General features: G+C 71.7%; 25 protein-coding genes. 11 read left to right on the plus strand and 14 right to left on the minus strand.

Annotated features, from left to right (window positions below; translation table 11 throughout):
- Positions 1–12 precede the first annotated feature (12 nt).
- From ACFYV5_RS15755 to ACFYV5_RS15810, 12 genes are all read right to left on the minus strand, one after another.
- Positions 13–1488, minus strand: a complete 1476-nt coding sequence (locus tag ACFYV5_RS15755) for an ATP-binding protein (protein WP_389168680.1) — start codon at positions 1486–1488, stop codon at positions 13–15.
- Position 1489: 1 nt separating this feature from the next.
- A complete protein-coding gene (locus ACFYV5_RS15760) occupies positions 1490–2329 on the minus strand; it encodes a DNA primase (protein ID WP_389168682.1) in 840 nt (279 codons plus the stop codon).
- Entirely contained in the window at positions 2326–3051 is a 726-nt protein-coding gene (locus ACFYV5_RS15765; protein ID WP_389168684.1) for a DNA methylase, read from the minus strand. Before ACFYV5_RS15765 ends, ACFYV5_RS15760 begins: the two co-directional genes overlap by 4 nt.
- Positions 3052–3135: 84 nt before the next feature.
- Positions 3136–3324 carry a hypothetical protein gene (locus ACFYV5_RS15770; protein WP_389168686.1) on the minus strand — a complete coding sequence of 63 codons (189 nt, stop codon included), beginning with the start codon at positions 3322–3324 and terminating at the stop codon, positions 3136–3138.
- A gap of 35 nt (positions 3325–3359) precedes the next feature.
- Positions 3360–3605 carry a hypothetical protein gene (locus tag ACFYV5_RS15775; RefSeq protein ID WP_389168688.1) on the minus strand — a complete coding sequence of 82 codons (246 nt, stop codon included), beginning with the start codon at positions 3603–3605 and terminating at the stop codon, positions 3360–3362.
- A gap of 150 nt (positions 3606–3755) precedes the next feature.
- Positions 3756–5834 carry a cell division protein FtsK gene (locus ACFYV5_RS15780; RefSeq protein WP_389168690.1) on the minus strand — a complete coding sequence of 693 codons (2079 nt, stop codon included), beginning with the start codon at positions 5832–5834 and terminating at the stop codon, positions 3756–3758.
- 89 nt (positions 5835–5923) lie between these two features.
- Positions 5924–6109: a DUF6257 family protein gene (locus tag ACFYV5_RS15785; protein ID WP_389168692.1), complete on the minus strand. Its 186-nt coding sequence runs from the start codon at positions 6107–6109 to the stop codon at positions 5924–5926.
- A gap of 226 nt (positions 6110–6335) precedes the next feature.
- The gene (locus ACFYV5_RS15790; RefSeq protein WP_389168693.1) at positions 6336–6527 is read right to left on the minus strand and encodes a hypothetical protein; all 192 of its coding nucleotides are present in this window, start codon (positions 6525–6527) and stop codon (positions 6336–6338) included.
- Positions 6527–6907, minus strand: coding sequence for a DUF6251 family protein (locus ACFYV5_RS15795; RefSeq protein ID WP_389168695.1), 381 nt, complete (start codon positions 6905–6907; stop codon positions 6527–6529). The genes ACFYV5_RS15790 and ACFYV5_RS15795 overlap by 1 nt, the downstream gene beginning before the upstream one ends.
- A gap of 21 nt (positions 6908–6928) precedes the next feature.
- Positions 6929–7267, minus strand: a complete 339-nt coding sequence (locus ACFYV5_RS15800) for an RRQRL motif-containing zinc-binding protein (protein ID WP_389168697.1) — start codon at positions 7265–7267, stop codon at positions 6929–6931.
- Entirely contained in the window at positions 7267–8127 is an 861-nt protein-coding gene (locus tag ACFYV5_RS15805) for a protein spdB (RefSeq protein ID WP_389168699.1), read from the minus strand. The genes ACFYV5_RS15800 and ACFYV5_RS15805 overlap by 1 nt, the downstream gene beginning before the upstream one ends.
- The gene (locus tag ACFYV5_RS15810; RefSeq protein WP_389168701.1) at positions 8124–8396 is read right to left on the minus strand and encodes a DUF6284 family protein; all 273 of its coding nucleotides are present in this window, start codon (positions 8394–8396) and stop codon (positions 8124–8126) included. Before ACFYV5_RS15810 ends, ACFYV5_RS15805 begins: the two co-directional genes overlap by 4 nt.
- Positions 8397–8847: 451 nt before the next feature.
- On the opposite strand from ACFYV5_RS15810, the gene ACFYV5_RS15815 reads away from it, so the two are divergent.
- From ACFYV5_RS15815 to ACFYV5_RS15825, 3 genes are all read left to right on the plus strand, one after another.
- On the plus strand, positions 8848–9606 hold the full coding sequence (locus ACFYV5_RS15815; RefSeq protein WP_389168703.1) for a GntR family transcriptional regulator: 759 nt from the start codon (positions 8848–8850) through the stop codon (positions 9604–9606).
- Positions 9587–10174: a GNAT family N-acetyltransferase gene (locus ACFYV5_RS15820; RefSeq protein ID WP_389168705.1), complete on the plus strand. Its 588-nt coding sequence runs from the start codon at positions 9587–9589 to the stop codon at positions 10172–10174. Before ACFYV5_RS15815 ends, ACFYV5_RS15820 begins: the two co-directional genes overlap by 20 nt.
- 255 nt (positions 10175–10429) lie before the next feature.
- Positions 10430–10591 (plus strand): hypothetical protein, encoded by a 162-nt coding sequence (locus ACFYV5_RS15825; RefSeq protein ID WP_355110811.1) that lies wholly within the window; start codon positions 10430–10432, stop codon positions 10589–10591.
- Positions 10592–10616: 25 nt separating this feature from the next.
- Here ACFYV5_RS15825 and ACFYV5_RS15830 read toward each other — a convergent pair whose 3' ends face one another.
- A complete protein-coding gene (locus tag ACFYV5_RS15830; protein WP_389168708.1) occupies positions 10617–11516 on the minus strand; it encodes a bifunctional DNA primase/polymerase in 900 nt (299 codons plus the stop codon).
- A gap of 342 nt (positions 11517–11858) precedes the next feature.
- Here ACFYV5_RS15830 and ACFYV5_RS15835 point away from each other — a divergent pair, with 342 nt between their 5' ends.
- From ACFYV5_RS15835 to ACFYV5_RS15870, 8 genes are all read left to right on the plus strand, one after another.
- On the plus strand, positions 11859–12167 hold the full coding sequence (locus tag ACFYV5_RS15835; protein WP_355110814.1) for a hypothetical protein: 309 nt from the start codon (positions 11859–11861) through the stop codon (positions 12165–12167).
- A gap of 209 nt (positions 12168–12376) precedes the next feature.
- Positions 12377–13555 carry an acyl-CoA dehydrogenase family protein gene (locus tag ACFYV5_RS15840; RefSeq protein WP_389168711.1) on the plus strand — a complete coding sequence of 393 codons (1179 nt, stop codon included), beginning with the start codon at positions 12377–12379 and terminating at the stop codon, positions 13553–13555.
- Complete coding sequence (locus ACFYV5_RS15845) at positions 13552–14547, plus strand: bifunctional MaoC family dehydratase N-terminal/OB-fold nucleic acid binding domain-containing protein (RefSeq protein WP_389168713.1); 996 nt, start codon at positions 13552–13554, stop codon at positions 14545–14547. The genes ACFYV5_RS15840 and ACFYV5_RS15845 overlap by 4 nt, the downstream gene beginning before the upstream one ends.
- 1 nt (position 14548) lies before the next feature.
- Entirely contained in the window at positions 14549–15631 is a 1083-nt protein-coding gene (locus tag ACFYV5_RS15850) for an acyl-CoA dehydrogenase family protein (RefSeq protein ID WP_389168715.1), read from the plus strand.
- Positions 15628–16053: a MaoC family dehydratase gene (locus ACFYV5_RS15855; RefSeq protein ID WP_355110818.1), complete on the plus strand. Its 426-nt coding sequence runs from the start codon at positions 15628–15630 to the stop codon at positions 16051–16053. The genes ACFYV5_RS15850 and ACFYV5_RS15855 overlap by 4 nt, the downstream gene beginning before the upstream one ends.
- The gene (locus tag ACFYV5_RS15860) at positions 16050–17216 is read left to right on the plus strand and encodes a lipid-transfer protein (RefSeq protein WP_389168717.1); all 1167 of its coding nucleotides are present in this window, start codon (positions 16050–16052) and stop codon (positions 17214–17216) included. Before ACFYV5_RS15855 ends, ACFYV5_RS15860 begins: the two co-directional genes overlap by 4 nt.
- A gap of 265 nt (positions 17217–17481) precedes the next feature.
- Positions 17482–18027 (plus strand): SigE family RNA polymerase sigma factor, encoded by a 546-nt coding sequence (locus ACFYV5_RS15865; protein ID WP_355110820.1) that lies wholly within the window; start codon positions 17482–17484, stop codon positions 18025–18027.
- Between the two features lie 133 nt (positions 18028–18160).
- Positions 18161–19813, plus strand: a complete 1653-nt coding sequence (locus tag ACFYV5_RS15870; protein ID WP_389168720.1) for a long-chain fatty acid--CoA ligase — start codon at positions 18161–18163, stop codon at positions 19811–19813.
- A gap of 90 nt (positions 19814–19903) precedes the next feature.
- Here ACFYV5_RS15870 and ACFYV5_RS15875 read toward each other — a convergent pair whose 3' ends face one another.
- Positions 19904–23695: a PAS domain-containing protein gene (locus ACFYV5_RS15875; RefSeq protein WP_389168722.1), complete on the minus strand. Its 3792-nt coding sequence runs from the start codon at positions 23693–23695 to the stop codon at positions 19904–19906.
- Between the last annotated feature and the right edge of the window lie 130 nt (positions 23696–23825).

The raw sequence follows: 23825 nt of genomic DNA on the forward strand, positions 1-23825 counted from the left end.
GCGAGGCGCGGGTCAGAACATCGGGTCCGGCTGCTCCGGTGCCGGGGCGGCACTGCGGGTCACTTCGATGTAGCGGGCGGCTCCGGTGCGGCCCCAGTCGACGAGGACGCCCCGGGCGGCCAGGGTCGGTTGGAGGCGCTTGAGCCGGTCGGAGAGGACCTTGCCCGTGGTGGGCCACCCCTTCGGCAGGGGACGGCATTCCTCGCCGCTGTAGAGACCGGTGAGCGCGTGCAGCCACTCCGAGGACGTCATCCGCACCTCCGCCCCCGGGGCCATCCCGGCGGCCTGCTTGAGGACGGTCTGGGCGAGCAGGTCGCCTTCGATGACGTCGTCGTTGAGGTCGTCGAGGCTGGCCCGGTAGGCGGCGAGCGCTCCGAGGCTGGTGGCGGCATCGAGCTGGGCGCACAGGTGGGCGAAGTCGGCCATGCGCAGGTCCGTGGGGATGTCCGCTTGGGCGGCTCGGACCTTGACGGTCAGGTCGAGCAGCGAGCCGAGGATCACGGGCAGGGCTTCTTCGTACTCCGCCCACAGTTCCGCCTCGGTCCGCCTCACGAGGGGGCGTTCGAGGCGGAGGGGAAGGAGTCGTTCGGCGAGGTCGGGGCGGATGACGCCGACGTCGATGCCGGTCAGCAGCATCGGGCGGCGGTAGCGGGAGCGGTAGACGTCGCCGTCGCTGAAGAGGGCACGTTTGATGGTCTCGGCGCCGGTGACGATGCAGCACATGAGGTCGGAGAGGTCCGGGCCGAGGTGGGAGAGGTTGTCCAGGGCGGTGACCCATCCGGCGGCGACGGCGGTGATCAGGTTCTCCTCGTCCTTCGGGGCCCGGCGCAGGTCGCCGCTCATGCCCTCGATGATCCGCACGAGCATCCGGCCGGCGGTGGACTTGCCCGCCCCTTGGGGCCCGGTGAGGAACGGGGCGGGGACGGGCGCGGACGGTTCGAGGCAGCCGACGAGCCAGGCGAGGGCCAGGCCCTCGCCCTGGGCGCTGGCGAAGTTGCACAGCCGCATCAGCCGGTCGATGCCCTTGCCGTTGGTGTCCTTGGCCGGCAGGGGCATCTCGCCGGTGAGCTGGGTGCGCCGCCAGCAGACCTCTCGCGGGTCGGGGGTGAGGATGTCCCAGCCGGTGGGGTGGATGCGGACGGACTTGCCGTCGTCGCGGCCCAGGTCGAGCCAGGTGGCGCCGTCGAATCCGGGGGCGACCCGGATGTGGGTGGGCTGTACGTCCTCGGTGAGCGCGAGCGCTTCGATCAAGTCCAACGCCTCCTTCAGGGCTGTGCCGTTGAATACGCCGAGGCCGTCCTTGAACAGGCCGACCATGAGTTCTTGCCGGTGGCTGCCCGTGGTGCCCTGAGAGCGGACCGGGCGGGCGACGGGGTGGCCGTTGCGCTGCGCGTACACGGTCCCGTCGATGGTGCGGAAGTACCGGAAATGCTGCTGCGCGTAGTCGGTGATGATCTGCCGTGCCGGGGTCTTCTCGTCCTCGGACATGTCACATCCCCAGAGCAGTAGCGGCGTTGGACCAGGCGTCGGTGCAGTGCCGGGCGGATTCGCCCTTGGCCTGCGCGGCCGTGAACAACCGGTCGATGTGCGCCTCGGTGAGGCAGCCGCACCGGCCATGGGCAGACAGCACCGCCAGGAACGTCCGGTACACCGTGGCGTGCACCGCACTGGCCGCGTCGGTGATGCGCTGCTCCGCCATGGCGATGCCACGCTCCAGGAACACGGGCGAGCGGTGAGGGCACGTCCCGACGCCGGCCGGTGCGGACACGGCGCACCGCACGGGGCGAACGACCGCGGGCGCCTTGACGACCAGCGCGCGGACGGCCGCCGGAAGTGGAGCCATGGTGCCGGTGCCGGGGCCGAGCCAGCGGGCGTAGGACATGGACGACTTGATGTCCACGCCGGCCCGGACGCCGTTGCCGGATCGCATCGTGCCCCGGTAGATCCAGTGCTCCCCGCGCGTCGTCGGCACGGTCCGGGTCGGCTGCAGGGTCTTGCGGGCCCAGGCGATGGCGTCGGCGTCGTCCAGGTCGACCACGGTCACCCGGGCGCCGCCGGGGTGGTAGGCGACGGTCTCGGCGTGCTGCCATGCGGCCGTCCAGGCCGGGGAGGAGAGGACGTGAGGGTCGGTGGTGGCGGCGGCCCAGCCGTGGCACGGCAGGGGGCAGGCGCAGGGGCCGGGGGTCTTCATGTTCGGCCGGCCGCCGCACGCGTTGTCGGTGCAGCCGCGGCAGTTGCCGAATGGCACCTTCCCTGCCCGCAGCGGCAGCACCGGAACCCCGGCGGCGGCCAGATACCTGGCGGTCGAGAGCGTGCTCTTGCCCGTCATGCCGTCACCTCCACGGCGGCCTGGGTGAGGAACTGGCGTCCGATCCACTGGCTGTACGCGGGCGGGATGGCCTCGGTCAGCTCTTCACGGACATCGGTCCACGTGATGCCCATCGCGGCCTGAAGCTCCGGGACGGTGGCCTTGCCGCCGCCGTTGCCGTAGGCGGCGACGTACGGGCCGTCGAAGAACTCCCCGTGCCGCCAACCACGCACCCTGCCCCGGTGCGGCATGTGCTCGGGCTGCTCGACGGCCCAGCGGCCGAGTTCGAAATTGCGGTGCCTGAGCACACCGAGACCGAACTGCTCGCCGCACAGGGTGAGGTCTTTGCGGATCTCGGCGCGACCGTTGGGCTGCTCGATCACGTACGGCAGGCCGGAGGCTTCCAGCAGTACGCGGGTGGGCGGTACGAGGTCGACGTGGGTTCCGCCCCAGCCCTTCGACTGGTTGGTGCCGACGGTGAGCGCGCATCCGGCCTGGCAGGGCGGGGAGGAGTGAATGACCGCGTACCGCTCGATCTCACCGGAGGCGATGAGCGCGGCCAGGTACTTCAATGCGTCTACCTGGGTGAAGGTGAAGGGGTAGTTGGGGCGGGGGGCGATGTCGACGCCATGGACGTCGAATCCGGCGCGGCGGAAGCCCATGCCGGCGCCGCCGGCGCAGCAGAACAGGTCCAGGAGTAACGGCCGGGCGCCGTCTCGCCGGATGGGGGTCGGGTGGGTCATGCTGGGTGTCTCCAGTTCTTTCGTCGGCACTGGACATGAGGGCGGCCCGAGGCTTTGGCGAGACGCGGGCCGCCCTTGGCGTTGCTAGAGGTGGGGGATGGCCTGGACGAGGGCCGTGGTGAGCTGGTTGATGGGTTCTGCGGCGCCGGTGGAGGCGAGGAAGAACCCGAATCCGGCGGCGGCGAACGCGGCGCCGGGGGTGAGGCTGTGGGAGCGCAGGAGGAAGAACAGGACGAGCCCGAACAGGGCGACGAGCGAGACGGTGATGGCCACGAGCTGAGGTCTCCGTTCGACTGGTGTCAGGTGGGTCAGCGGGTGCCCGCGCGGTGGATGGCGCGGCCGTGGTTGGTCACGCGCCGGCCGACGCGCAGGCGCTTGCCGTGGCCCTTGCAGCGGTGGCAGGGCTTGACCCGCTTGGGGCGGCCCTTGCGGTCGAGGACGGTCTTGCCGCCGAGCCCCGCGCACTTGCGGCAGGTCCCGAACGGCGAGGCTGCACACAACAGTGCGTAACCGGCGAGGGTGGCGAGCAGGAGCAGGGTGCTAGCGGCGAGCATGGGTGGTCACTCCCTCTGCAGGGGCGGTTTCCAGGGGTTTTCGCAGGTGGGTCGCTAGACGCTAGTCAGCAGGTCAGCGACCCTTTCCTGTGCTAGCGCGGCTGCTAGACCTAGCAGCCGCGGCTGCTAGGTCTAGCGGCGATGCTCGGGCTAGGCGGCGGCCCTGTCGGCGTTACGACGAGTGATGGATGCCGTGATGTCGGCGCGGTCGATGCCACGCCGGTTGGCGCCCTTGCCGTCGTCCGTCTGGCCCCAGACCTGGCCGGCCTTGATGCCGTAGGGCTTGAGTGCGGCGGTGACGTTCTCGCCCTTCCACCCCGCGTATGTGTCCGGCCGGAGCGCCGTGAGACGGGTGGCGATCCGCTCGCACCACACGGCCTTCTCACCCTCCGCGATGACGTCGAGGACATCGGCGAGGATGTCGCTGCCGGTGGTCTTGTCGGGGCCCTTGCCGATGGCGTGGCCGGTGACGTTGCCGTACTCCTCGCGGGCCTTGCGAGCGCGGGTGACGACCTGCTCGGCGGCGACCGCGTCGACGAACGCGGAGGCGACGATCCGCGGGTCGTCGCCCTCGCCGGCCATCCAGCAGATGCCCCGGTCGGAGCGGGAGAACATCGTGGCCCGGTACCCGGACTTGTACATCGACGTGCCCAGCACCATGTCGTTGGCGGGCTGGCCCATGACCTTCAGGCAGAACCGCAGCACCGCGTTCGCGGAGATGCCGGTCGGCAGCGACTTCGCGTCGGGCCGCTGGGTGCCGAACAGGGTCACGATGCCCAGGGCGGGGCCGCGCTTGACCAGGTCGGTGCAGATCGCCTCGATCTCCGCGCCGTGCTCGGCGTGCTCGAAGGGGACCTGGCACTCGTCGAATCCGACGACGATCGGGTGGAGCCCGAGGGACTTGTCGTCGGCGAGGGCGGGGGTGACCTTCGATTCGGGGCAGCGCGAGCGCGGCAGGGACTTGATGACCTTCGCCCGGCGCCGCAGCTCTTCCTTGAGCTCGCGCAGGGATTCGACGACGTAGCCGATGTCGTCGTCCTCTTCGCCGGCGCGGTAGCGGTGGCAGATCGGTTCCAGGGCGCCGAAGTCGCCGGTGCCCTTGAAGTCGTACGCGTGGATCTCTGCGCGCGGGTCGAGGGCAGCGATGAGCAGGAGCAGCCGCATGAGGAAGGTCTTGCCCATGCGGGGGACGGAGCCGACGACGACGGCCGCGAACATGAGCGTGACCGTCACGTCCCGCATCCGCTGGTCGTTGCCGAACACCACCGGCTTGAACAGGTCCACCTGCCCGGTCTTCAGCAGCGGCCAGGCGGGCTTGGTGGTCTCGTTCATCGGCTTGTCCCCCACCCACAGCACCAGGCGGCCCTCGTGCTCGGTGGGGTCCGGGGCCGGCCACACGCAGCCGACCTTCCGCCGCAGACCGGACGCCAGGGGCTTGCGGGCCTCCATGATGTCCTCCGGCGTCACGCCGTAGGGCAGGTCGAGATCGGCGCGGTATCCGGGCCCGTCGCGGACGATCTCGCTGGTGAAGCGCAAGCCGTTCATGTCGCCGCCCTTCTTGATGGCGGCGGAGATCTTCGCGTTGCCGATCGAGTCCAGACCGCGCAGCACGATCGACCCGGTCAGCTTCTGGATCTCGGTTTTGAGGACGGCCGGGCCGACGACCGGGGCGTCGGGCTGCTGACCGGCCATGCCGAGCAGCAGAACCCCGCCCGTGGCGAAAACGTACAGGAACGCGGGGGCGACGACGTAGAGCCAGAGGGCGAAGGAGGCGCCGAACACGAGGGAGACCAGCGTCACCAGACCGCGAAGCCGGATGCGTCCGGCACGCAGCTTCGCCAGGCGCATGTACTCCTCGACGTCCTCGGTCCGCACCGCGTAGTCCCGCAACGGGGCCGCTTCCCGGTCCCATACCCACCGGTTGGTGGAGGCGATGAACCGGCACGCGCCCCGCGGTGACATCAGGGCGAGCCGTCCGGCGTACACCGGGACGCGGACGCCGTGGTAGAGCGCGGCATAGCCGATGTTCGCGCCGGTGTGCCGGGCGGTGGCGAGGAAATCGCGCCGGTTGGTCAGCCACCCGGCGAGGACCGGTTTCCGCTTCTCGATGGTGACCTTCGGCTCGGGCAGAGCCGGGTTGTCCACGAGCGTCGGGGCGGTGGGCGTCTCGTCGTCGTGGTCGATGTCGGGCACGGGCCGCAGGTGCGCGGCCGTGGGCGTCTCGGTCATGCTGGGGTCTCCTGCTGCTCGAAAGGGCGGTGAAGGGGCCCGGGGACGGCGCGGTTTCCTTGGCCGGGACGGCCGTCCCCGGGGCACAGCTACTTGCGCTTGGCGTTCTTCTCGGCGCGCTTGCGGGCGCGGTCGATGATCCGGTCGACCTTGCGTTCCAGGTCGCCCATGTGGACGGTCTCGCCGGCGAGGGAGCGCTTGGCCATGCGGGCGACGTAGTAGGCGACCTTGGCGTGCTCGCCGGCCGTCAGCTTCGGATCGGGGTTGTTCGCCATCAGGGGGTCTCCGTCTTCCGGTCGTGGGTCAGCGGCGGGTGGCGCGGGGCAGGGGGAAGAAGCACTTCGGGCACTTGGTGACGTGCGGGTAGCGGCCCAGGCCGGTGCGGCAGTTCGGGCAGTTGGAGCAGCCGTGCTTGCTCATGCGGTGGGGTCCTCTCAGGTGGGCTCGGGTCTGTCCCGGCTCCCCTCACCGCCCGTACGAGACGGGCGGATCGGGCAGCGGTCAGCCGGTCTTGCGCAGCTCGTGGCTGTGGCAGAGGACGGGGGCGATCAGCCAGCTGATTCCTGCGACGGTCCACCGGCCGTTCGTAAGGGGGCCCGGCGGGACCTCATCCACGATCCGGCCCGTCCGGCCCTTGGCACGGGGGTCGTCCTCGCACGCGACGATGAGCACCTTGTCCCCGGCGGCGAACATCACTTCCACCTCCTCGCCCGAGAGGTGCGCAGGGTCTTGGCGGCTGCCTTGCCGTCCGGGCCGCCGACCGACTTCACGACGGTCACGACGCCCCAGGTGAGGGCGATGGCGAGGAACGCGAGGATCGCCAGGTTGGCGGCGATCGCGGTCAGTGCCCCGACGAGGAGGGGGCCGAAGTAGACCCCGGCGGCGACGGTGCCGGCGCCGATGCCGGAACCGAGTGCGATCCGCTGAACCGTCCGGTCGGGCGGCGCTTGGTGGATGTGCTGGTGGACCACCTGCGGGCCGGTGGGCTGGTGGATAGCGGGCAGCTGGTCGGCGTAGGCGTACGTGCCGTCCGGGAGCTGCACCACGGGTGCGGGCTCGGGAAGGTTGTTCACGGCCGTGTCCTTTCTGGCTGGTCAGACAGCGTTCTGCTGCTCGGGGAAGGCGCAGGGGGTGCACATGCCGAGCGAGGGCGGGATGCGATATCCGGCGTCGCGGCGGCAGTTCGGGCAGATCTGGCGGGCGGCATTCGCCTTCGCCAGGGCCGCCCGTTTCGCCTCGGTCATGGGGCGGATGGGCTTGGCCAGCTCGATCCGGTAGAGGTAGGCGACCAGCGGCCCCCGCCGACGACGCGGGCGCTCCAATTGCGCGGCTACGGGCTGCCCGCCGGGTCGGAGCCCCATGGTGCGGAGCTGCCGGAACGTGGCGAGACCCTCGGGGGCGAGGCGCCACCGGTAGACGGGGATGGTGCACATCAGGCGGCTACGCGCTTCCATGCGGCGCGCAGCCGGACTTCTGAGGCGGAGTGGCCGGCGGCGCGGAAGCGGGTGGCCATTTCCCGGTAGGACAGTGCCGGGGTCTCGCTGTGCCGGATCTGGTCCACGAGCGTGTCGAGCGCGTCGTCGGTCAGTACGGGTGCCGAGTCGAGGGCGAGCGCCACGGGTTCGGTGGGGCCCCAGACCGGCAGGTCCCAGGTGGGTGTGACGCCGGGCGTGACCCGGGTCGTCACGCTGGTCAGCGCCCGTCCGGTGTCCTCGCCGTCCCGGGCCGTCTCCAGCATCGACCACGCCCTGGAGAGTGTCTGTGCGGTCTTGGCCTGCACGCGTGCGACGCGGGCACCGGCCTGCGTCACGGCCGTCAGCCGGGTCTCCTCGGTGGCGGCATCGGCCCGCAGCCGGGCGCGGGCCACGGCCGCTTCGTCCCGGGCCTCCTGCTGAATTCCGCGGATCGCTCCGAGAGCGCCAGGAGTGAGTGCGGTCCGTTCCCACAGCCCGTGCACCAGCCACAGCGCCTTCGCGGCGACCGGCAGCCACGCGACGGCCAGCCACGCGCCGGTGGACTCCTCGGCGGTGAGCGCGTGGGCGACCAGGACGCCGGTGGCGACCAGGCCGAAGCACCAGCCGACGAGGGTGACGCCGGTCGACCGGTCGCCCTGCGCGGCCAGGCGACGTTCGTAGGCGAGGGTGGCCAGCCACCCGCCGTCGATGCCGAGACCGACGACCAGGGCGACGGGCCACGGCATCGCGGCGCCCAGCCACATCACGACGACGGCCAGGGTCAGCACCATGGACACCGCCGTCATCGCGACGGCGGGCAGCACGGTCTTGGCGTTCATGCCGCACCACCCGGCACGCTCAGCCCGCCGGGGGTGCGGTTCGTCAGGTCCCGCCGCGCGGCCAGCACCCGGTTCCGAGCGCGGCGCACACGCCGCGTGTCCAGCTCGGAGGCCGGCCGGTCGATGGTCATGATCTGCGCGTCGAGCAGGTCGACCTCCGCCAGGATCAGCGGCATCTCCTGCTCGATCGCGTTTAGCTCCGCGTCCGACGGCTCACCGTCGAACGGGACGGCCGTAACAACGGCCTGAAGTGCAGCGATGGTCTTCATTGGGTGTGTTCCTCTCAGTCAGGAACGGCCCGAATCGAGGCCCCGGTGTTCCCGCACCGGGGCCTCTCGCCGTTGGAACCCTCCGGCTCCCCTCGACCCCGCCCGTACGGCCGAAGCCGGACGGGCGGAGGAGGCAACCGGCCGCAGCCCGTCAGGCTGCGAAGAGGTTGAGCGCGCGGAACTTGCCGCGCCGCCGCCTCTCGCTGAGGCGGCCTTGTCCTTCGAATCACTCTGTTCAGTTCTCAAGCAACGAGCGTCCGGGGCCCTCCTCCAAATGGAGGTGAGCGATCCCGAACCAGACGGCATAGCTACGTACTTGACACCCCGTCCGACTTGTCTGGAGGAGTGACGTGTCATCAGTTTGCAGATGCCGGGTTGGCGAGTCAAGCCCACTGGTCTAACTTGTACGGAGGAGTTGGTTCGACGTGGGAAGGGCACCGTGCGAAGAGGTATGACGAAGGCTCAGGAAATTGCCGCTGATCTGCGGGATCAGATCGTGAGGGGCGCACTTACCCCCGGCGACCCGCTGCCGAGCGAGTCGAAGATGATGGCGGAGTACGGCTACAGCCGCGAGACGATCCGCGCCGGCGTGCGGGTGCTGGTCGACGAGGGCCTGGTCGTGACAGGCCAGGGCCAGGGCAAGTACGTCCGCGAGGACTACCCGCCGGTGGTGTGGAACTGGTCGACCCTGGAGAGCCGAAGCCGCCACGCGAACGCGGTCGAAGGAAAGACTGCGGGGGACCAGTGGGCAAGTGCCGTCGCTCAAGAGGGGAAGGCCCCGAGGCAAGAGATCACCGTGTCCATCGTCGAGCCGCCGGCGCACGTGCGCGACGCGCTCGCGCTGCCGGATGGCGGCTTGGCTGTGGCTCGCAAGCGCATCCGGTACGTGGATAACCGCCCGTACGCGCTCGCCGACTCGTACTTCCCTCAGGAGCTGGTCACCGGCACTCTCCTGATGGAGCCACGCGACGTCTCAGCCCCCGGTGGAGTGCTCGCGTCCGTCGGCATCATCCAGGCCAAGTACAGGGACGAAATCGCGGTCCGTATGCCGACGAAACAGGAGGCAGAGTTGTTGGCCCTCCCCGCCGCGACACCGGTAGCCGAGCACACCCGCACCGGCTACGACGTGGACGGCAAGCCTCTGCGTTGCATGGTCACAATCCTTCCCGGAGACAGGCACAAGATCCTCTATGAAGTCGACACCGACTGAGTTCCTCCGCCCCGCGAGGGCGGAGGACGTACCGGCCCTGATGGCACTCCGAACCGAGGCAGAGTCTTGGCTTGGGTCCAAGGGCACCGACCAGTGGAGCGACCCCGAGACCGGGGCCAAGGCGATCACCAAATGGCGTGCCTCGATCGATGAGGGGCGTGCTTGGGTCGTTGAGGGCGACTCTGGGACGATCCTCGCGACCGTAAGCCGTGGTCCGGTTGACCGGGACTTTTGGACGGATGACGACGATCCCGAGACCGCGCTCTACCTCTACAAGCTGATCGTTGGCCGTAGCGCGGCCGGCCGACGGCTTGGGGAGCGCATCGTGGACTGGACGTCCAGGTTGGCGGCCACAGAAGGGCGCGACTGGGTGCGCATCGACACATGGCGCACGAACGTGGGGCTTCACTCGTACTACGAGCGGCTCGGGTTCAGCCATGTCCGAACGGTGGCCCCCTCTCACCGTCGCTCGGGGTGGCTCGCGCAACGCCCGGTCCATGTCCTGAGCCTGCCGGAGGCGCCTCTGGCCGTGGGGCAACCCGCCAGGGTGATCTCACAGAGGGGTTGATCCGGGTGCTGTGGGCCATGTGTGGGCCAAGTGCCCCACGCAGCGCCCCGAGTGGCCGGAAGATGCAGGTCAGAGCGGGAACGCTGCTGAATACCGGTCGGTCTTGAAAACCGTCGTGGCGCGAGTCACCGTGGGTTCAAATCCCACACCCACCGCCAGATGAAGCGGCCCCTGACCAGCACGTCGGTCAGGGGCCGCTGCTGTGTCCACGCACCGGAAGGGGCGCCTCACCCGAGGCGTCGCTAGAGTCCCCGCATGGGGGGACTCGACGTCAAGATCCGTACGAAGCCGTGCCGGTGGTGCCTTCGGCCGCTCAAGCAGCGGGTGTGGTGGCGGCCGAAGCGGTACTGCAACCGCTGGCACCAGCTCAAGTACCGCGTGACGACGTTCGTCGCGAACGTGCTGGACAGTCTTTAGGCCGGGCCGCTAGGTCGCCGGGCCGCTACGTCGCCGGGCAGCGCGTGCCCGAGAGGCGGGCCGCCGAGAGGATCGTGGCGCGGGCCTCGCGTTCGGTCAGGCCCGTGTGGACCGCTGCCGTGGTGAGGGCGTCCGTGAGCGAGTCGCCGAGGCCGTTCTCGTACGCCCGGCAGGCCGCCCAGAACAGGCGCGTGTTGCGCTGACCCTCGTGGGCCGTCAGGACGAAGTGGACCAGGCCCCGGCCGTGGCGTGGGCCGGTGGGGTCGTGGTGGGGGCGGCGGGGTGGTGTGGGGGGCGCGATCAGGCGCAGGAGGGCGCGGGGGCAGGGCGCGGGGTCGAGGTTCGCGCTGCCCTGAGCGAGCCGGTACGCGCCCCTGGCCGTCACGGAGCCCGGTCCGACCAGGTAGCCGCCGGCGCCGCGGATGTCGATGCCGGGGGCGAGGCGGCCGGCCGAGTTGGGGACCACGACGTCTGGCGGGCCGGTCAGCCACAGATGGCGGCCGCCGCTGGGGGTGAGGACCGTGACCGTGGGCGGGAGGGTGAAGAGGTGCTGGAGGGCCAGGTGCCGCAGCTCCGCCGTGGCGTCCGCGGGTGTCCCCATGGCCGCGTCCGCCGGTGTGACGTCGAGGTCGATGCCGATGAGGTGGTGGGGCGGGCGGCCGCAGGCGATCCCGTAGCCGGTGGCCCAGGGGGCGGCGGCGAAGAGCGCCCGTACGGCCGCGGGATCGGTGGTCGCGTCGTGCACGCCGTGCCCCGGTCGGCCGCATTCCCCGTGGCAAGGGGTCGGGAGCGCGTCGTCCCGGTGCGGTGAGCGCAGGGCGGGGAGCTTGGTGGCGGACAGGGGGATGACGGGGAGCCCGCGCTCTGCCGCGGACAGCGCGTGGGCGAGGGCCAGGGTGGCGGAGCGCCGGTCGGAGGTGGCCATGCTCTTAGTTTCGTACAAGCGTTCGAAGAAAGGAAGAGGAAAGGATTGGCTGAGAATCTGCCGGAACGCTTCCTCCCCTGCGGTGGCGCGATTCCGGTGGAGCGACTCGCCTCCGGCCGGATGGGCTGCGCCTTCGGGGTCGGGAAGGGGGTTTATCGACTTGTCCTCACGCTTGAGGGGGAATCGGGCCCTGAAGGGTGGTTCGCCGGGGATTGCGTGGGCAACTCTGGAGTCGCGACGTCGAGCACAACGACCAGGGCGGTCGGCCAACTGCCTTGGAATGAGCCGTACTTCAGTGCTTCAGCACTTCAGCCGCAGTTCCTTTCCCTGGAGGAAAAACACATGGCAAGCATCCGTACCGCCCGCGTCCTCGCCGCTGCCGCCGCCCTGCCCCTGGCGGCTGCGCTCTTCACCGGCGTGGCGCAGGCCGACAACGGCGGCTTCGCGGACGGCGGCTCGAACGCGAGCGTCGCCACCATCATCGGCAGCGGCGTAGGCGGCGACAACTTCGGCAACTCGACGACCACCCAGCAGGTGGCCACCGGCTCCGGTGCCTCGAATCAGAACAGCACCGCGAGCGTGAACGGCTCCGGCTTCACCTCCATCGACCAGTCGAACACGGTCGTCAACTTCTCCCCGTGGTGGTTCTAGCCGACAGCTGGGGTCCGGCCCGATGGGGGAATGACTGAGGGTGAACCGCGGCCCGCGCGACGGCACTTCGGTGCCGGCGTGCGGGCCGTTCCTCGCGTGCGGGCCGTTCCTTGGGGGGCGGCAGCCGTACCGCGTGCGTGACCTTGACACGACGGCGTTAGCTGACGGACAGTCAGAAAACGTAGTCGTTCCCCCGGGAGGCCGCCGCCGTGCATCTCGCCCCGACCGAGCGGCAGCTACGGCTGCGCGCCGAACTCCGCGTGTACTTCCGCGACCTGATGCCCGACGGACCGCCCTCCCCCGCCGACACCGCCGGCCAGCGCGCACTCCTCCGCCGAATCGGTGGCGACGGACTTCTCGGGCTCGGCTGGCCGGAGGAGTACGGAGGCCAGGGGCGCGACCCGGACGAGCAGTTCGTCTTCTTCGACGAGGCGTACCGGGCCGGCGCGCCCGTCTCCATGGTCACCCTCAACACCGTCGGCCCGACCCTGATGCGGTACGGGACCGAGGAGCAGAAGGCGTCCTTCCTGCCCCGGATCCTGCGCGGCGAGATCGTCTTCGCCATCGGGTACAGCGAACCGGAAGCCGGGACCGACCTGGCCGCGCTCCGCACGAAGGCGGTACGGGAGGGCGACTCCTGGCGGATCGACGGGCAGAAGATCTTCACCTCGAACGCCCAGAACGCCGACTGGATCTGGCTCGCATGCCGGACCGACCCCGACGCCCCCAAACACCGGGGCATCTCCATCGTCCTGGTCCCGACCGACGCCCCGGGCTTCTCGTGGACGCCGATCGAGACCGTGGGCGGACTGACGACGACGGCGACGTACTACGACGGGATCCGTGTCCCGGCCGCGAACCTGGTCGGGGAGGAGAACGGCGGCTGGGGACTGATCACCGACCAGCTCAACCACGAGCGGGTCGCGCTCGCCGCCATCGGGATGCAGGCCGAGGACTTCTACAAGGCGGTGCTCTGCCGGGCCGCCACACCCGATCCAGTGACGGGGCGGCGCCGTGTTGACGAGCCGTGGATCCGGATCCGGGCCGCCGAGGCACATGCCAGGCTCGCGGCAACCCGCCTGCTCAGCTGGCGTTTGGTGGGGGATGTGGGGGCGGGCCGGCTGGCCCCCGGCGACGCGAGCGGGGTGAAGTTCGCGGGAACCGAATCGGCGGTGGAGGTGTACCGAATATGTCAGGAGATCGCGGGCGGGGCGGGGATGGTGAGGGCGGGGTCGCCGGGGGAGTTCGACGGCGGTGAGCTCGAGCGGATGAACCGCGCCGCGCAGATCAACACCTTCGGGGGAGGGGTGAGTGAGGTGCAGCGCGAGATCGTCGCGACGATGCGACTCGGCATGAGCGGTACGAAGAGGGAAGGGGGGCGGCGGTGAACGACATCCACGACCGGCTGAGGGCGTACGAGGGGCGGGCGGCCGTCACCGCCGGCGTCGGCAAGGACCTGGTCAACGAGCCGATGATCAGGCACTGGTGCGAGGTCATGGGCGACACCGACCCGGCGTACGCGGGACCGGACGCCGTCGCCCCGCCGACCATGCTCCAGGCCTGGACGATGGGCGGTCTTTCCGGGCACACCGACCGCTCCGAGGCGTACGACGAGCTGCTCGGCCTCCTCGACGGCGCCGGATACACCTCCGTGGTCGCCACCGACTGCGAGCAGGAGTATCTGCGGCCGCTGCGGCCCGGCGACGCGATCACCTTCGACGCGGTCATCGAGTCGGTGTCGGAGCGCAAGACCACCAAGCTCGGGACGGGGTACTTCGTCACGACCCGGACGGACGTCCGGGTGGACGGCGAGCTCGCAGGTACGCACCGCTTCCGCATCCTCAAGTACGCCCCCAGGACACCGAATCCGAGTCCGAGTCCGAATCCGAATCCGAGTCTGAAGGCGACGGGGAAGGCGACGGGGAAGGTGAAGGGGCAGGCGAAGGGAAAGCGGCCACGGCCCGTGATCAACCGGGACAACGCCGGGTTCTGGGAAGGAGTCGCCGCCCATCGGCTGCTCGTCCAGCGCTGCGGCGCGTGCGAGACCCTCCGCTTCCCCTGGCTGCCGGGCTGCAACGCCTGCGGCTCGATGGAATGGGACACCGTCGAGGCGAGCGGAGCCGGGACCGTCTTCTCGTACGTCGTGATGCACCACCCGCCCTTCCCGGCCTTCACCGTGTCCGATGGCACCGGTGACACGGCGGGTCCCTACGCGGTCGGCCTGATCGAACTGGCCGAAGGTGTCCGGATGGTCAGCAACGTGGTCGGCGTGCCGTACGACAAGGTCCGGATCGGGATGCCGGTCCGGCTGGAGTTCCTCCGCGTGGACGAGGAGCTGGAGCTGCCGGTGTTCCGGGCGCAGGACGGGGGTGAGGGCTGACATGGACTTCACGCCGACGGAGGAGCAGGCCGCGGCCCAGGAGCTGGCGGCGCGGATCTTCGGTGATCTCGCCACGCACGAGCGGCTCGCGGAGGCCGGCACGGGCACGGATGCCGAGCTGTGGAAGGCCCTGAGCGCGGCCGGGCTGCCTGGCGCGGTCGAGGAGACCGGGCTGCTCGGCCTGGTGCTGCTCGCCGAGGAGCAGGGCCGTACGACGGCCCAGGTGCCGTTCACCGCGAGCTGTGTGTACGGCCTCCTCGCCGTCGCCCGGCACGGCACGGCCGAGCAACGGGAGCGGCTGCTGCCGGGGCTGCGGGACGGTACGACGGTGGTGACCGGGGCGTTCCCGTCCACCGGGCAGGTCCGAGCCGGAGGCGACGGCACGCTCACCGGGACCGTGGAGTGGGTCCCCTGGCTGAGGGACGCCACGCACGTCCTCGTACCGGCACCGGCACCGGCACCGGCACCGGCACCGGCACCGGCACCGGCACCGGCACTGGACGAGGGCACGGTCCTGTGGCTGGTCCCGACGGCCGAGGCCGCAGTGGTGCCCGTCGAGCTCACCGCCCCCTGGGCCGCCGGACGGCTCGTCCTCGACGGCGCCCGCGGCGAGCGGATCGGTGGTGCCGGTGCCGGAGCGGACGTCCTGACGGCGGCCCGGATCGCGTTCGCCGGGCTCCAGGCAGGGGTCTGCGCCGGGTCGCTGGCCCGGGCCGTGGCGTACACCTCGGTACGGGAACAGTTCGGGCGTCCGCTCGCCACCCGCCAGGCGGTCCAGCTCCGCGCCGCCGACGCCTACATGGACACCGAGGCGATACGGGTCACCGCCTACGAGGCGGCCTGGCGGCACGACCAGGGCCTGCCGGCCGCCGAACACGCGCTGACCGCCGCCTGGTGGGCGTCCGAGGCGGGCAAGCGGGTCGTCCACGCGGGGCAGCACCTGCACGGCGGCATGGGCGCCGACCTCGACCACCCCGTCCACCGGCACTTCCTGTGGGGCAGGCAGCTCGACGCGTATCTCGGCTGCGGCACCGAACTCCTCGCCGAACTCGGCGACCTGATCGCGAACGGAGACCTGTCGTGAACGCCGGGGACGAGCTGCCATCGCTGACCATCCCGATCACCCGCACCCTCATCGTCGCCGGGGCGGTCGCCTCACGCGACTACCAGGACGTGCACCACGACGCGGAACTGGCGAGGGCGAAGGGATCTCCGGACATCTTCATGAACATCCTGACGACCAACGGCCTGGTGGGGCGGTACATCACCGACCACTTCGGCCCGGGCGCCGTGCTCAGGAAGGTGGCGATACGGCTCGGGGCGCCCAACTACCCGGGGGACACGATGACATTGAAGGGCACGGTCACGGCGATCGACGGGCTCACCGCGCAGGTGCGGGTGATCGGCGCGAACGGCCTCGGTCACCACGTCACGGGCACGGTGACGCTCGTCCTGCCGACGTCGCGGCGAGTGTCGGAGCCGGTGCCGAAGGGGGCGGGCGCATGAGCATCCGCAGGGCCGACCGTCTCGGCGGACGGGCCGCCATCGCCGGGATCGGGGCGACCGAGTTCTCCAAGGACTCCGGCCGCAGCGAGCTCACGCTCGCCGTCGAGGCCGTGCACGCGGCCCTCGACGACGCCGGGCTCTCCCCCGCCGACGTCGACGGGATGGTCACCTTCACCATGGACACCAGCCCCGAGATCACCGTCGCCCAGGCGGTCGGCATCGGCGAGCTGTCGTTCTTCTCCCGCATCCACTACGGAGGCGGGGCCGCCTGCGCCACCGTGCAGCAGGCAGCTCTCGCCGTCGCCGCAGGGGTCGCGGACGTCGTGGTCTGCTACCGGGCGTTCAACGAGCGCTCCGGGCGCCGCTTCGGCTCCGGCGTCCAGCAGCGCGAGCCCTCCGCCGAAGGCGCCGCGCTCGGCTGGCAGCTGCCCTTCGGGCTGCTCACGCCGGCCTCCTGGGTTGCCATGATCGCCCAGCGTTACCTCCACGCCTACGGGCTGACCCCGGACGCCTTCGGTCACGTCGCCGTCACCGACCGCCGTCACGCGGCCCGCAACCCCGCCGCGTACTTCTACGGCAGACCGATCACCCTCGCCGAGCATGCCGCCTCGCGCTGGATCGTCGAGCCGCTCCGGCTCCTCGACTGCTGCCAGGAGACCGACGGCGGACAGGCGATCGTCGTCACCTCCGCCGAGCGCGCGCGCGACCTGCGCCATCCGCCCGCGGTGATCGTCGCCGCCGCCCAGGGCGCCGGCCGCAACCAGGAGGCGATGACCAGTTTCTACCGCGACGACCTGACCGGTCTGCCGGAGATGGGCGTGGTGGCCGATCAGCTGTGGCGCACCTCGGGGCTCGGGCCCGCCGATATCGACGTGGCCATCCTCTACGACCACTTCACCCCGTTCGTCCTCATGCAACTGGAGGAGTTCGGCTTCTGCGGGCGAGGGGAGGCGGCCGACTTCGTCGCGGCGGAGGCGCTGCCGCTGAACACGCATGGGGGTCAGTTGGGGGAGGCGTATCTGCACGGGATGAACGGCATCGCGGAGGCGGTGCGGCAGGTGCGGGGTTCGTCCGTGAACCAGATACCCGCCGTGGCGAGGACGCTGGTCACGGCGGGCACCGGGGTCCCCACGTCCGGACTGATCCTCGGCACGGACGGCTGAGGCGCCGCCCGCCGCCCGGGACGCGGGTCCGGCACCCCGGACGAGCCCCGCCTCCCGGGACCCACCGCCCCGGACCCGGCGCCCCGGGACCCGCTGCCCACGCTGCGCACGCCGCCCACGCCATCAGCGCTCGACCCTGAGTACCCCCGTCTCCGGCCTCCACCTTCAGGAGGTCCAGCTGTCCCCACCCCTACAACCTGAGGCGGAGTGCGGGTCGGGACCTGGGGCCGATCCGTCGCCGCGTACCCGCTCCTAGCGTGGAGTCATGACTCCGCCACCCTCCGGCCCCGTCTGCGTCGGTGCCTCCACGGCCGTCGGCTACCCGTCGTTCTCCTCGTACGTACGGGCCCGCGGGCCCGTCCTCCTGCGTACGGCCCGCTCGCTCACCGCCAACCCGAGCGACGCCGAGGACCTGCTGCAGACCGCCCTCGCCAAGACGTTCGTCGCCTGGGAGCGGATCGAGGACCACCGTGCCCTGGACGGCTACGTCCGCCGGGCCCTGCTGAACACCCGGACGTCCCAGTGGCGCAAGCGCAAGGTCGACGAGTTCGCCTGTGAGGAGCTGCCGGAGCCCGCCGGGCTGCCCGAGCCGGACCCGGCCGAGCAGCAGGTGCTGCACGACGCCATGTGGCGCGCGGTCATGAAGCTCCCCGACCGCCAGCGGGCGATGGTCGTCCTGCGGTACTACGAGGACCTCAGCGAGGCCCAGACGGCGGAGGTGCTCGGGGTGTCGATCGGCACGGTCAAGAGCGCCGTGTCCCGTGCGCTGCGCAAGCTCCGCGAGGACCCCGAGCTGTCCCCGGTGCGTTGACGGCCGGCCGCGCCGGCCTCTGCCAGTAATCACTGGCAATTTCCGTACTCCCGGGTAGTGACATACCGCGTGGTATGTGCGCAGAATCTGCACACCCTTACTACGGCCACGTAGCGCCCACCGGGAGGACGCCGTGCTGAGCACCATGCAGGACGTACAGCTGACCGTGACCCGCATCCTGAAGCACGGGATGACGATCCACGGGAAGTCACTGATCACCACCTGGACCGGTGAGCCGGAGCCGCAGCGCCGTACCTTCGCGGAGACGGGAGCCCGCGCGACCCAGCTGGCGAACGCCCTGCGCGACGAGCTCGGCGTGACCGGCGACCAGCGGATCGCCACCCTCATGTGGAACAACGCCGAGCACGTCGAGGCGTACTTCGCGATCCCCTCCATGGGCGCGGTCCTGCACACGCTCAACCTGCGGCTTCCCCCCGAGCAGCTGGTCTTCATCGTCAACCACGCCGCCGACCGGGTCGTCCTCGTCAACGGCTCCCTGCTCCCCCTCCTCGCGCCGCTGCTGCCGCACCTGCCGACCGTCGAGCACATCGTGGTCGCGGGCCCGGGCGACCGCTCCGTCCTGGACGGCGTGGCGCCGCGCGTGCACGACTACGAGGAGCTGATCGCGGGCCGACCCACCACCTTCGACTGGCCCGAGCTCGACGAACGTACGGCCGCCGCCATGTGCTACACCTCCGGCACCACCGGCGACCCGAAGGGCGTCGTCTACTCCCACCGCTCCATCTACCTGCACTCCATGCAGGTCAACATGGCCGAGTCGATGGGCCTGACGGACAAGGACACGACCCTCGTCGTGGTCCCGCAGTTCCACGTCAACGCCTGGGGCCTGCCGCACGCCACCTTCATGACCGGCATCAACATGCTCATGCCGGACCGGTTCCTGCAGCCGGCCCCCCTCGCCGAGATGATCGAGCGCGAGAAGCCGAGCCACGCCGCCGCCGTCCCCACCATCTGGCAGGGCCTGCTCGCCGAGGTCACCGCCAACCCGCGCGACCTCTCCTCCATGAAGCAGGTCACCATCGGCGGCGCGGCCTGTCCGCCCTCCCTCATGGAGGCGTACGACAAGCTCGGCGTCCGCCTCTGCCACGCCTGGGGCATGACGGAGACCTCCCCGCTCGGCACCATGGCCCACCCGCCGGCCGGGCTGACCGACGAGGAGCAGTGGCCGTACCGCGTCACGCAGGGCCGCTTCCCGGCCGGCGTCGAGGGCCGACTGGTCGGTCCCGGCGGCGAACACCTCCCCTGGGACGGCGAGTCGGCCGGTGAGCTGGAGGTGCGCGGCACCTGGATCGCGGGCGCGTACTTCGGCGGCGTGGACGGCGAGGCGATCCGCCCCGCCGACAAGTTCAGCGAGGACGGCTGGCTGAAGACCGGCGACGTGGGCGTCATCAGCCCGGACGGTTACCTCACCCTCACCGACCGCGCCAAGGACGTCATCAAGTCGGGCGGCGAGTGGATCTCGTCGGTCGAGCTCGAGAACGCGATCATGGCGCACCCCGAGGTCGCCGAAGCCGCCGTTGTCGCCGTGCCGGACGAGAAGTGGGGCGAGCGCCCGCTCGCGACCGTGGTCCTCAAGGAGGGCGCGACGGCCGACTACGAGACGCTGAAGACCTTCCTCGCCACCGAGGGCGGGATCGCCAAGTGGCAGCTGCCGGAGCGCTGGGCGATCGTCCCGGCGGTGCCGAAGACGAGCGTCGGTAAGTTCGACAAGAAGGTGATCCGCAAGCAGTACGCGGAGGGCGAGCTGGACGTGACCCAGATCTGACCCGAGCCCTCGGCCGAGATCCCACCCGGGCCCGCCCCGGGCCCTGACCCGAGCTCACACCCCTCATCGGCACCAACCGGCTCTACGGAGCTAGTTGGTGCCGATCTTCGCGAGCAGGTCGACGATCCGGGCCTGCACCTCGTTGCTCGTCGAGCGCTCCGCCAGGAAGAGGACCGTCTCGCCGGAGGACAGCGTCGGCAGCTCCTCCTCGTCGAGCCCGGCGGAGGTGTAGACGACGAGCGGCGTGCGGTTCAACTGCCCGTTCGCCCGCAGCCAGTCGATGATCCCGGCCCGGCGGCGGCGTACCTGCATCAGGTCCATCACCACCAGGTTCGGCCGGACCTGCGTGGCCAGCGTGACCGCCTCGGTGTCCGTCGCCGCCCGCGCCACCTGCATCCCGCGCCGCTCCAGGGTCGCCGCGAGCGCCAGCGCGATGTCCTCGTTCTCCTCGATCAGCAGCACGCGCGACGGGTGCTGCTCGCTGTCGCGGGGTGCCAGCGCCTTGAGGAGTACGGCGGGGTCGGCGCCGTACGCCGCCTCCCGCGTCGCCTGTCCGAGCCCGGCCGCGAGCAGCACGGGCACCTCGGCGGCGACGGCGGCCTGGCGGAGCGACTGGAGCGCGGTCCGGGTGATGGGCCCGGTCAGCGGGTCGACGAAGAGCGCGGCCGGGAAGGCGGCGATCTGGGCGTCGACCTCCTCGCGGGAGTGGACGATCACCGGACGGTAACCGCGGTCGCTCAGCGCCTGCTGCGTGGAGACGTCCGGCGCCGGCCAGACGAGCAGTCGGCGCGGGTTGTCCAGCGGCTCCGGGGGCAGCTCGTCGTCGACGGGCTGCGGCAGCGGCTTGTTGGCGACCTCGACCGCGCCCCCGGGGCCGTCGAGCGGCTCGGGACCCTCGGCGGCGCCCTCGGCGGGTGCCCCTATGGCGTAGGCACGCCCTTCGGGGGCCGCCGGAGCGAGCGGGGCGAGCTTGGACTGCGGGTGCGGCTTGGCGGCGGGCTCCGCCGGGGCCGCGGCCGCGGGTACGGGAGTGGTGGCCGGGACCGGACGGTCGCCCTCGGGCGGGGTGGCGAGCTTGCGCCGACGCCCGGAGCCGTTGCTCTGCCCGGTGGCCTGGGTTCCGGTGGCCTGGGTTCCGGTGTGCGGGGGCCCGGCCGGCTGGGCCCCCGTCGGCTGTGCGCCCGTCTGCTGTGCGCCCGTCTGCTGGGCGGCGATCTGCTGGGCGAAGGGAACACCCTGCCCGAGCGTCCGCACGCTGAACGCGCGACCGCTCTGCGTCGCGTCCTTCGGCGCAGCGGGCGCGACAGGCTGGGCGGGCGCGGGCGTCTCCGGAGGCAGCGGTACGGATCCGGTGCCCGTACGGGTCTCGTCGGCGCCACCAGGCCCCCGGCGGCGACCGGTCGGCCCGGGCACCGGGTGCGGCTGAGGAGGCGTGTGGTCGGCATCCGGCGCCACGTGCGCGGCGTCGTGCCGCCCCTCGTCGCTCACCGGCATCGGCATCGGCTGCGGGATGGGCTGAGCGCCGGGCATCGCCTGCGGCGCTGCCTGCGGCGCTGCCTGCGGCGCCGGCTCCTGCGCGCGGTCCGCGTCGGCCGGGGGCAGCGCGAACGGCGTACGCGGCCCGGCCTCGGCGGCCGCCGTCCGCTCCTGCGCGGCGAGCGCGCGACGCGCCCGCCGGCCGGTGGGCCGGTCCTCGGTCGCCTGCTCGCCACTCGCGACGGCGGGCAGGGCCGCCCGGGCGAAGGCGGGGGCCTCGGCGGGGGCGCCCTGGGCGGGTACGGGAACACCCTGCGGGGGCACGGCGTCCCCGCGCGCGGCACGACCCTGCGCACCTTCGGCCGCCGTCACCACGGAGCCCTCGGCGGGTCGGCCCCCGGCGGGTCGGCCCTCGGCGGGTCGGCCACGACGGCGCCCGGTCGGCTCGACAGCACCGGTCTCGCCCGCGCTCTGGGCGGGGATCAGCTCGGCGGGGGTGGCCGGAGCCTCCTCCGTACGACCGCGGCGTCGCCCGGTCGGCCCGACGGCACCGGCTCCCGTGCCGACTCCGGCACCGGCTCCCGTGCCGACTCCGGCACCGGCTCCCGTGCCGGCGTTCGTACCGACGCCCGTGCCCTCCGGGACGACCGGGCTCTCCAGGAAGGCATCGGTGGACGCCCGCCGGGCGCGCCGCCGTCCGCCCCCTTCGGTGTCCGAGGCCTGCGCGGGCAGCGCGAGCTGCGCCCCGGAAGGCGCGCCCTCCCGCACCTGCCCCGGCCCCCCGGCAGGCGGGACAGGCGGGGCGGGCGGCGCGGCGACCGTGCCCCTGCCGGCGCCGAGCGGCACCTCCAGGACGTACGCGCCGCCACTCGTCCCCGGCACCTCGTGCGTCTGCACGACACCGCCGTGCGCCGCCACGATCCCGCGCACGATGGGCTGGTGGACCGGGTCGCCGCCGGCGTACGGCCCGCGCACCTCGATCCGTACGACATCGCCGCGCTGCGCCGCCGCCACCACGATCGTCGAGTCGGCGTATCCCGCGCCCGGCACGACCCGTGCCTTGCCGGTGGAGTCGACGCCGGCCACGTCCGCGACGAGGTGCGCGAGCGCGGTCGCGAGCCGTCCGGCGTCCACCTCGGCCTCGATCGGCGGCGCGTGCACGGCGAACTGGGCCCGGCCGGGCCCGATGAGCTCCACGGCGCCGTCGACACCCGCGGTCACGATCCCGTCGAGCAGGGCGACGGACTTGTCGAGCGTCTCCGCTCCGGTGTCGAGCCGCTGATAGCCGAGGACGTTGTCCACCAGGGTGGTCATCCGGGCGTACCCGGCGGCCAGATGGTGCAGCAGCTGGTTGGCCTCCGGCCACAGCTGGCCCGCGTCGTCGGCGGCGAGCGTGGCGAGCTCCGTGCGCAGCTCCTCCAGGGGCCCGCGCAGCGACTCGCCGAGCACGGCCGTCAGCTGTTCGTGCCGGGCGGCCAGCGCCTCGTACCGCTCCTTCTGCCGCGTGGCCTCCGTCGCGTGCCGCTCGGTGAGCTCCGCGAGCTCGGCGGCGTGCTTCTCGGTGAGCCCGGCCAGCTCGGCCGTGTGCTCCTCGGCGAGCTGCTCGTACGGCCGGCGGTCGGTGAAGGTCATGACCGCGCCGACGAGCTGGTCACCGTCCCGTACGGGCGCGGTCGTCAGGTCGACCGGCACCCGTGAACCGTTCTTCGCCCACAGCACCTGCCCGCGGACGCGGTGCTTGCGCCCCGACTTGAGCGTGTCGGCGAGCGGCGACTCCTCGTACGCGAACGGCTCGCCGTCCGCCCGCGAGTGCAGGATCAGCGGGTGCAGCTCCTTGCCGCCGAGATCGCTGGCACGGAAGCCGAGGATCTGCGCGGCGGCGGGGTTGACGAGGACGACGCGCCCGTCGGTGTCCGTGCCGACGACTCCCTCGGCGGCGGCGCGCAGGATCATCTCGGTCTGGCGCTGCGAGCGGGCGAGTTCGGCCTCGGTGTCGAGCGTGCCGGTGAGATCGCGGACGACGAGCATGAGGAGCTCGTCGCCGGTGTAGGCGCTGTACGAGTCGTAGGCCTCGCGCCCGTCCTCGAGGCTGGCGCTGGTCACCTCGACGGCGAACTCACTGCCGTCCGTACGCCGGGCGATCATCCGGGTCGGCCTGGTACGGCCCCGCTCGTCGGCGCCCTCGGGGCGCCGCATGGAGCCCGGGATCAGCCGCGAGTCGAAGCCGGGCAGCAGATCGAGCAGCCCTCGCCCGACGAGCGCGGTGCCGGGGGTCTCGAACATGCCGAGGGCGATGGTGTTGGCGTTGACGACCGTGCCGTTGCAGTTGACGAGCACGAGGCCGTCGGGGAGGGCGTCAAGTATGGCTGCGAGGCGAGCAGCGCCTCGGGATGGCCTGCTGCTCACGACGACGCTTCCTCCCTGACCCACTGCACCTTGCCCGGCTGGCCGGCCCCATCTTGCCCCTCGGGCCGCAGCCTGTCACTGCGAGGAGTCTAAGGGCAGCCCCGGTGGTCGCGGGGGGAGGTCTCATGCC

Origin of the sequence: Streptomyces sp. NPDC003035 (genome assembly GCF_042888285.1) — a bacterium.
In the GTDB taxonomy this organism is placed as follows: domain Bacteria; phylum Actinomycetota; class Actinomycetes; order Streptomycetales; family Streptomycetaceae; genus Streptomyces.

Excerpts from the sequence above, each read along its gene's own strand:
- ACFYV5_RS15755 (WP_389168680.1), bottom strand. The coding sequence starts at position 1,488 with ATGTCCGAGGACGAGAAGACCCCGGCACGGCAGATCATCACCGACTAC.
- ACFYV5_RS15760 (WP_389168682.1), bottom strand. The coding sequence starts at position 2,329 with ATGACGGGCAAGAGCACGCTCTCGACCGCCAGGTATCTGGCCGCCGCC.
- ACFYV5_RS15765 (WP_389168684.1), bottom strand. The coding sequence starts at position 3,051 with ATGACCCACCCGACCCCCATCCGGCGAGACGGCGCCCGGCCGTTACTC.
- ACFYV5_RS15775 (WP_389168688.1), bottom strand. The coding sequence starts at position 3,605 with ATGCTCGCCGCTAGCACCCTGCTCCTGCTCGCCACCCTCGCCGGTTAC.
- ACFYV5_RS15780 (WP_389168690.1), bottom strand. The coding sequence starts at position 5,834 with ATGACCGAGACGCCCACGGCCGCGCACCTGCGGCCCGTGCCCGACATC.
- ACFYV5_RS15785 (WP_389168692.1), bottom strand. The coding sequence starts at position 6,109 with ATGGCGAACAACCCCGATCCGAAGCTGACGGCCGGCGAGCACGCCAAG.
- ACFYV5_RS15790 (WP_389168693.1), bottom strand. The coding sequence starts at position 6,527 with ATGTTCGCCGCCGGGGACAAGGTGCTCATCGTCGCGTGCGAGGACGAC.
- ACFYV5_RS15800 (WP_389168697.1), bottom strand. The coding sequence starts at position 7,267 with ATGTGCACCATCCCCGTCTACCGGTGGCGCCTCGCCCCCGAGGGTCTC.
- ACFYV5_RS15805 (WP_389168699.1), bottom strand. The coding sequence starts at position 8,127 with ATGAACGCCAAGACCGTGCTGCCCGCCGTCGCGATGACGGCGGTGTCC.
- ACFYV5_RS15810 (WP_389168701.1), bottom strand. The coding sequence starts at position 8,396 with ATGAAGACCATCGCTGCACTTCAGGCCGTTGTTACGGCCGTCCCGTTC.
- ACFYV5_RS15815 (WP_389168703.1), top strand. The coding sequence starts at position 8,848 with ATGACGAAGGCTCAGGAAATTGCCGCTGATCTGCGGGATCAGATCGTG.
- ACFYV5_RS15820 (WP_389168705.1), top strand. The coding sequence starts at position 9,587 with ATGAAGTCGACACCGACTGAGTTCCTCCGCCCCGCGAGGGCGGAGGAC.
- ACFYV5_RS15825 (WP_355110811.1), top strand. The coding sequence starts at position 10,430 with ATGGGGGGACTCGACGTCAAGATCCGTACGAAGCCGTGCCGGTGGTGC.
- ACFYV5_RS15830 (WP_389168708.1), bottom strand. The coding sequence starts at position 11,516 with ATGGCCACCTCCGACCGGCGCTCCGCCACCCTGGCCCTCGCCCACGCG.
- ACFYV5_RS15835 (WP_355110814.1), top strand. The coding sequence starts at position 11,859 with ATGGCAAGCATCCGTACCGCCCGCGTCCTCGCCGCTGCCGCCGCCCTG.
- ACFYV5_RS15850 (WP_389168715.1), top strand. The coding sequence starts at position 14,549 with ATGGACTTCACGCCGACGGAGGAGCAGGCCGCGGCCCAGGAGCTGGCG.
- ACFYV5_RS15860 (WP_389168717.1), top strand. The coding sequence starts at position 16,050 with ATGAGCATCCGCAGGGCCGACCGTCTCGGCGGACGGGCCGCCATCGCC.
- ACFYV5_RS15865 (WP_355110820.1), top strand. The coding sequence starts at position 17,482 with ATGACTCCGCCACCCTCCGGCCCCGTCTGCGTCGGTGCCTCCACGGCC.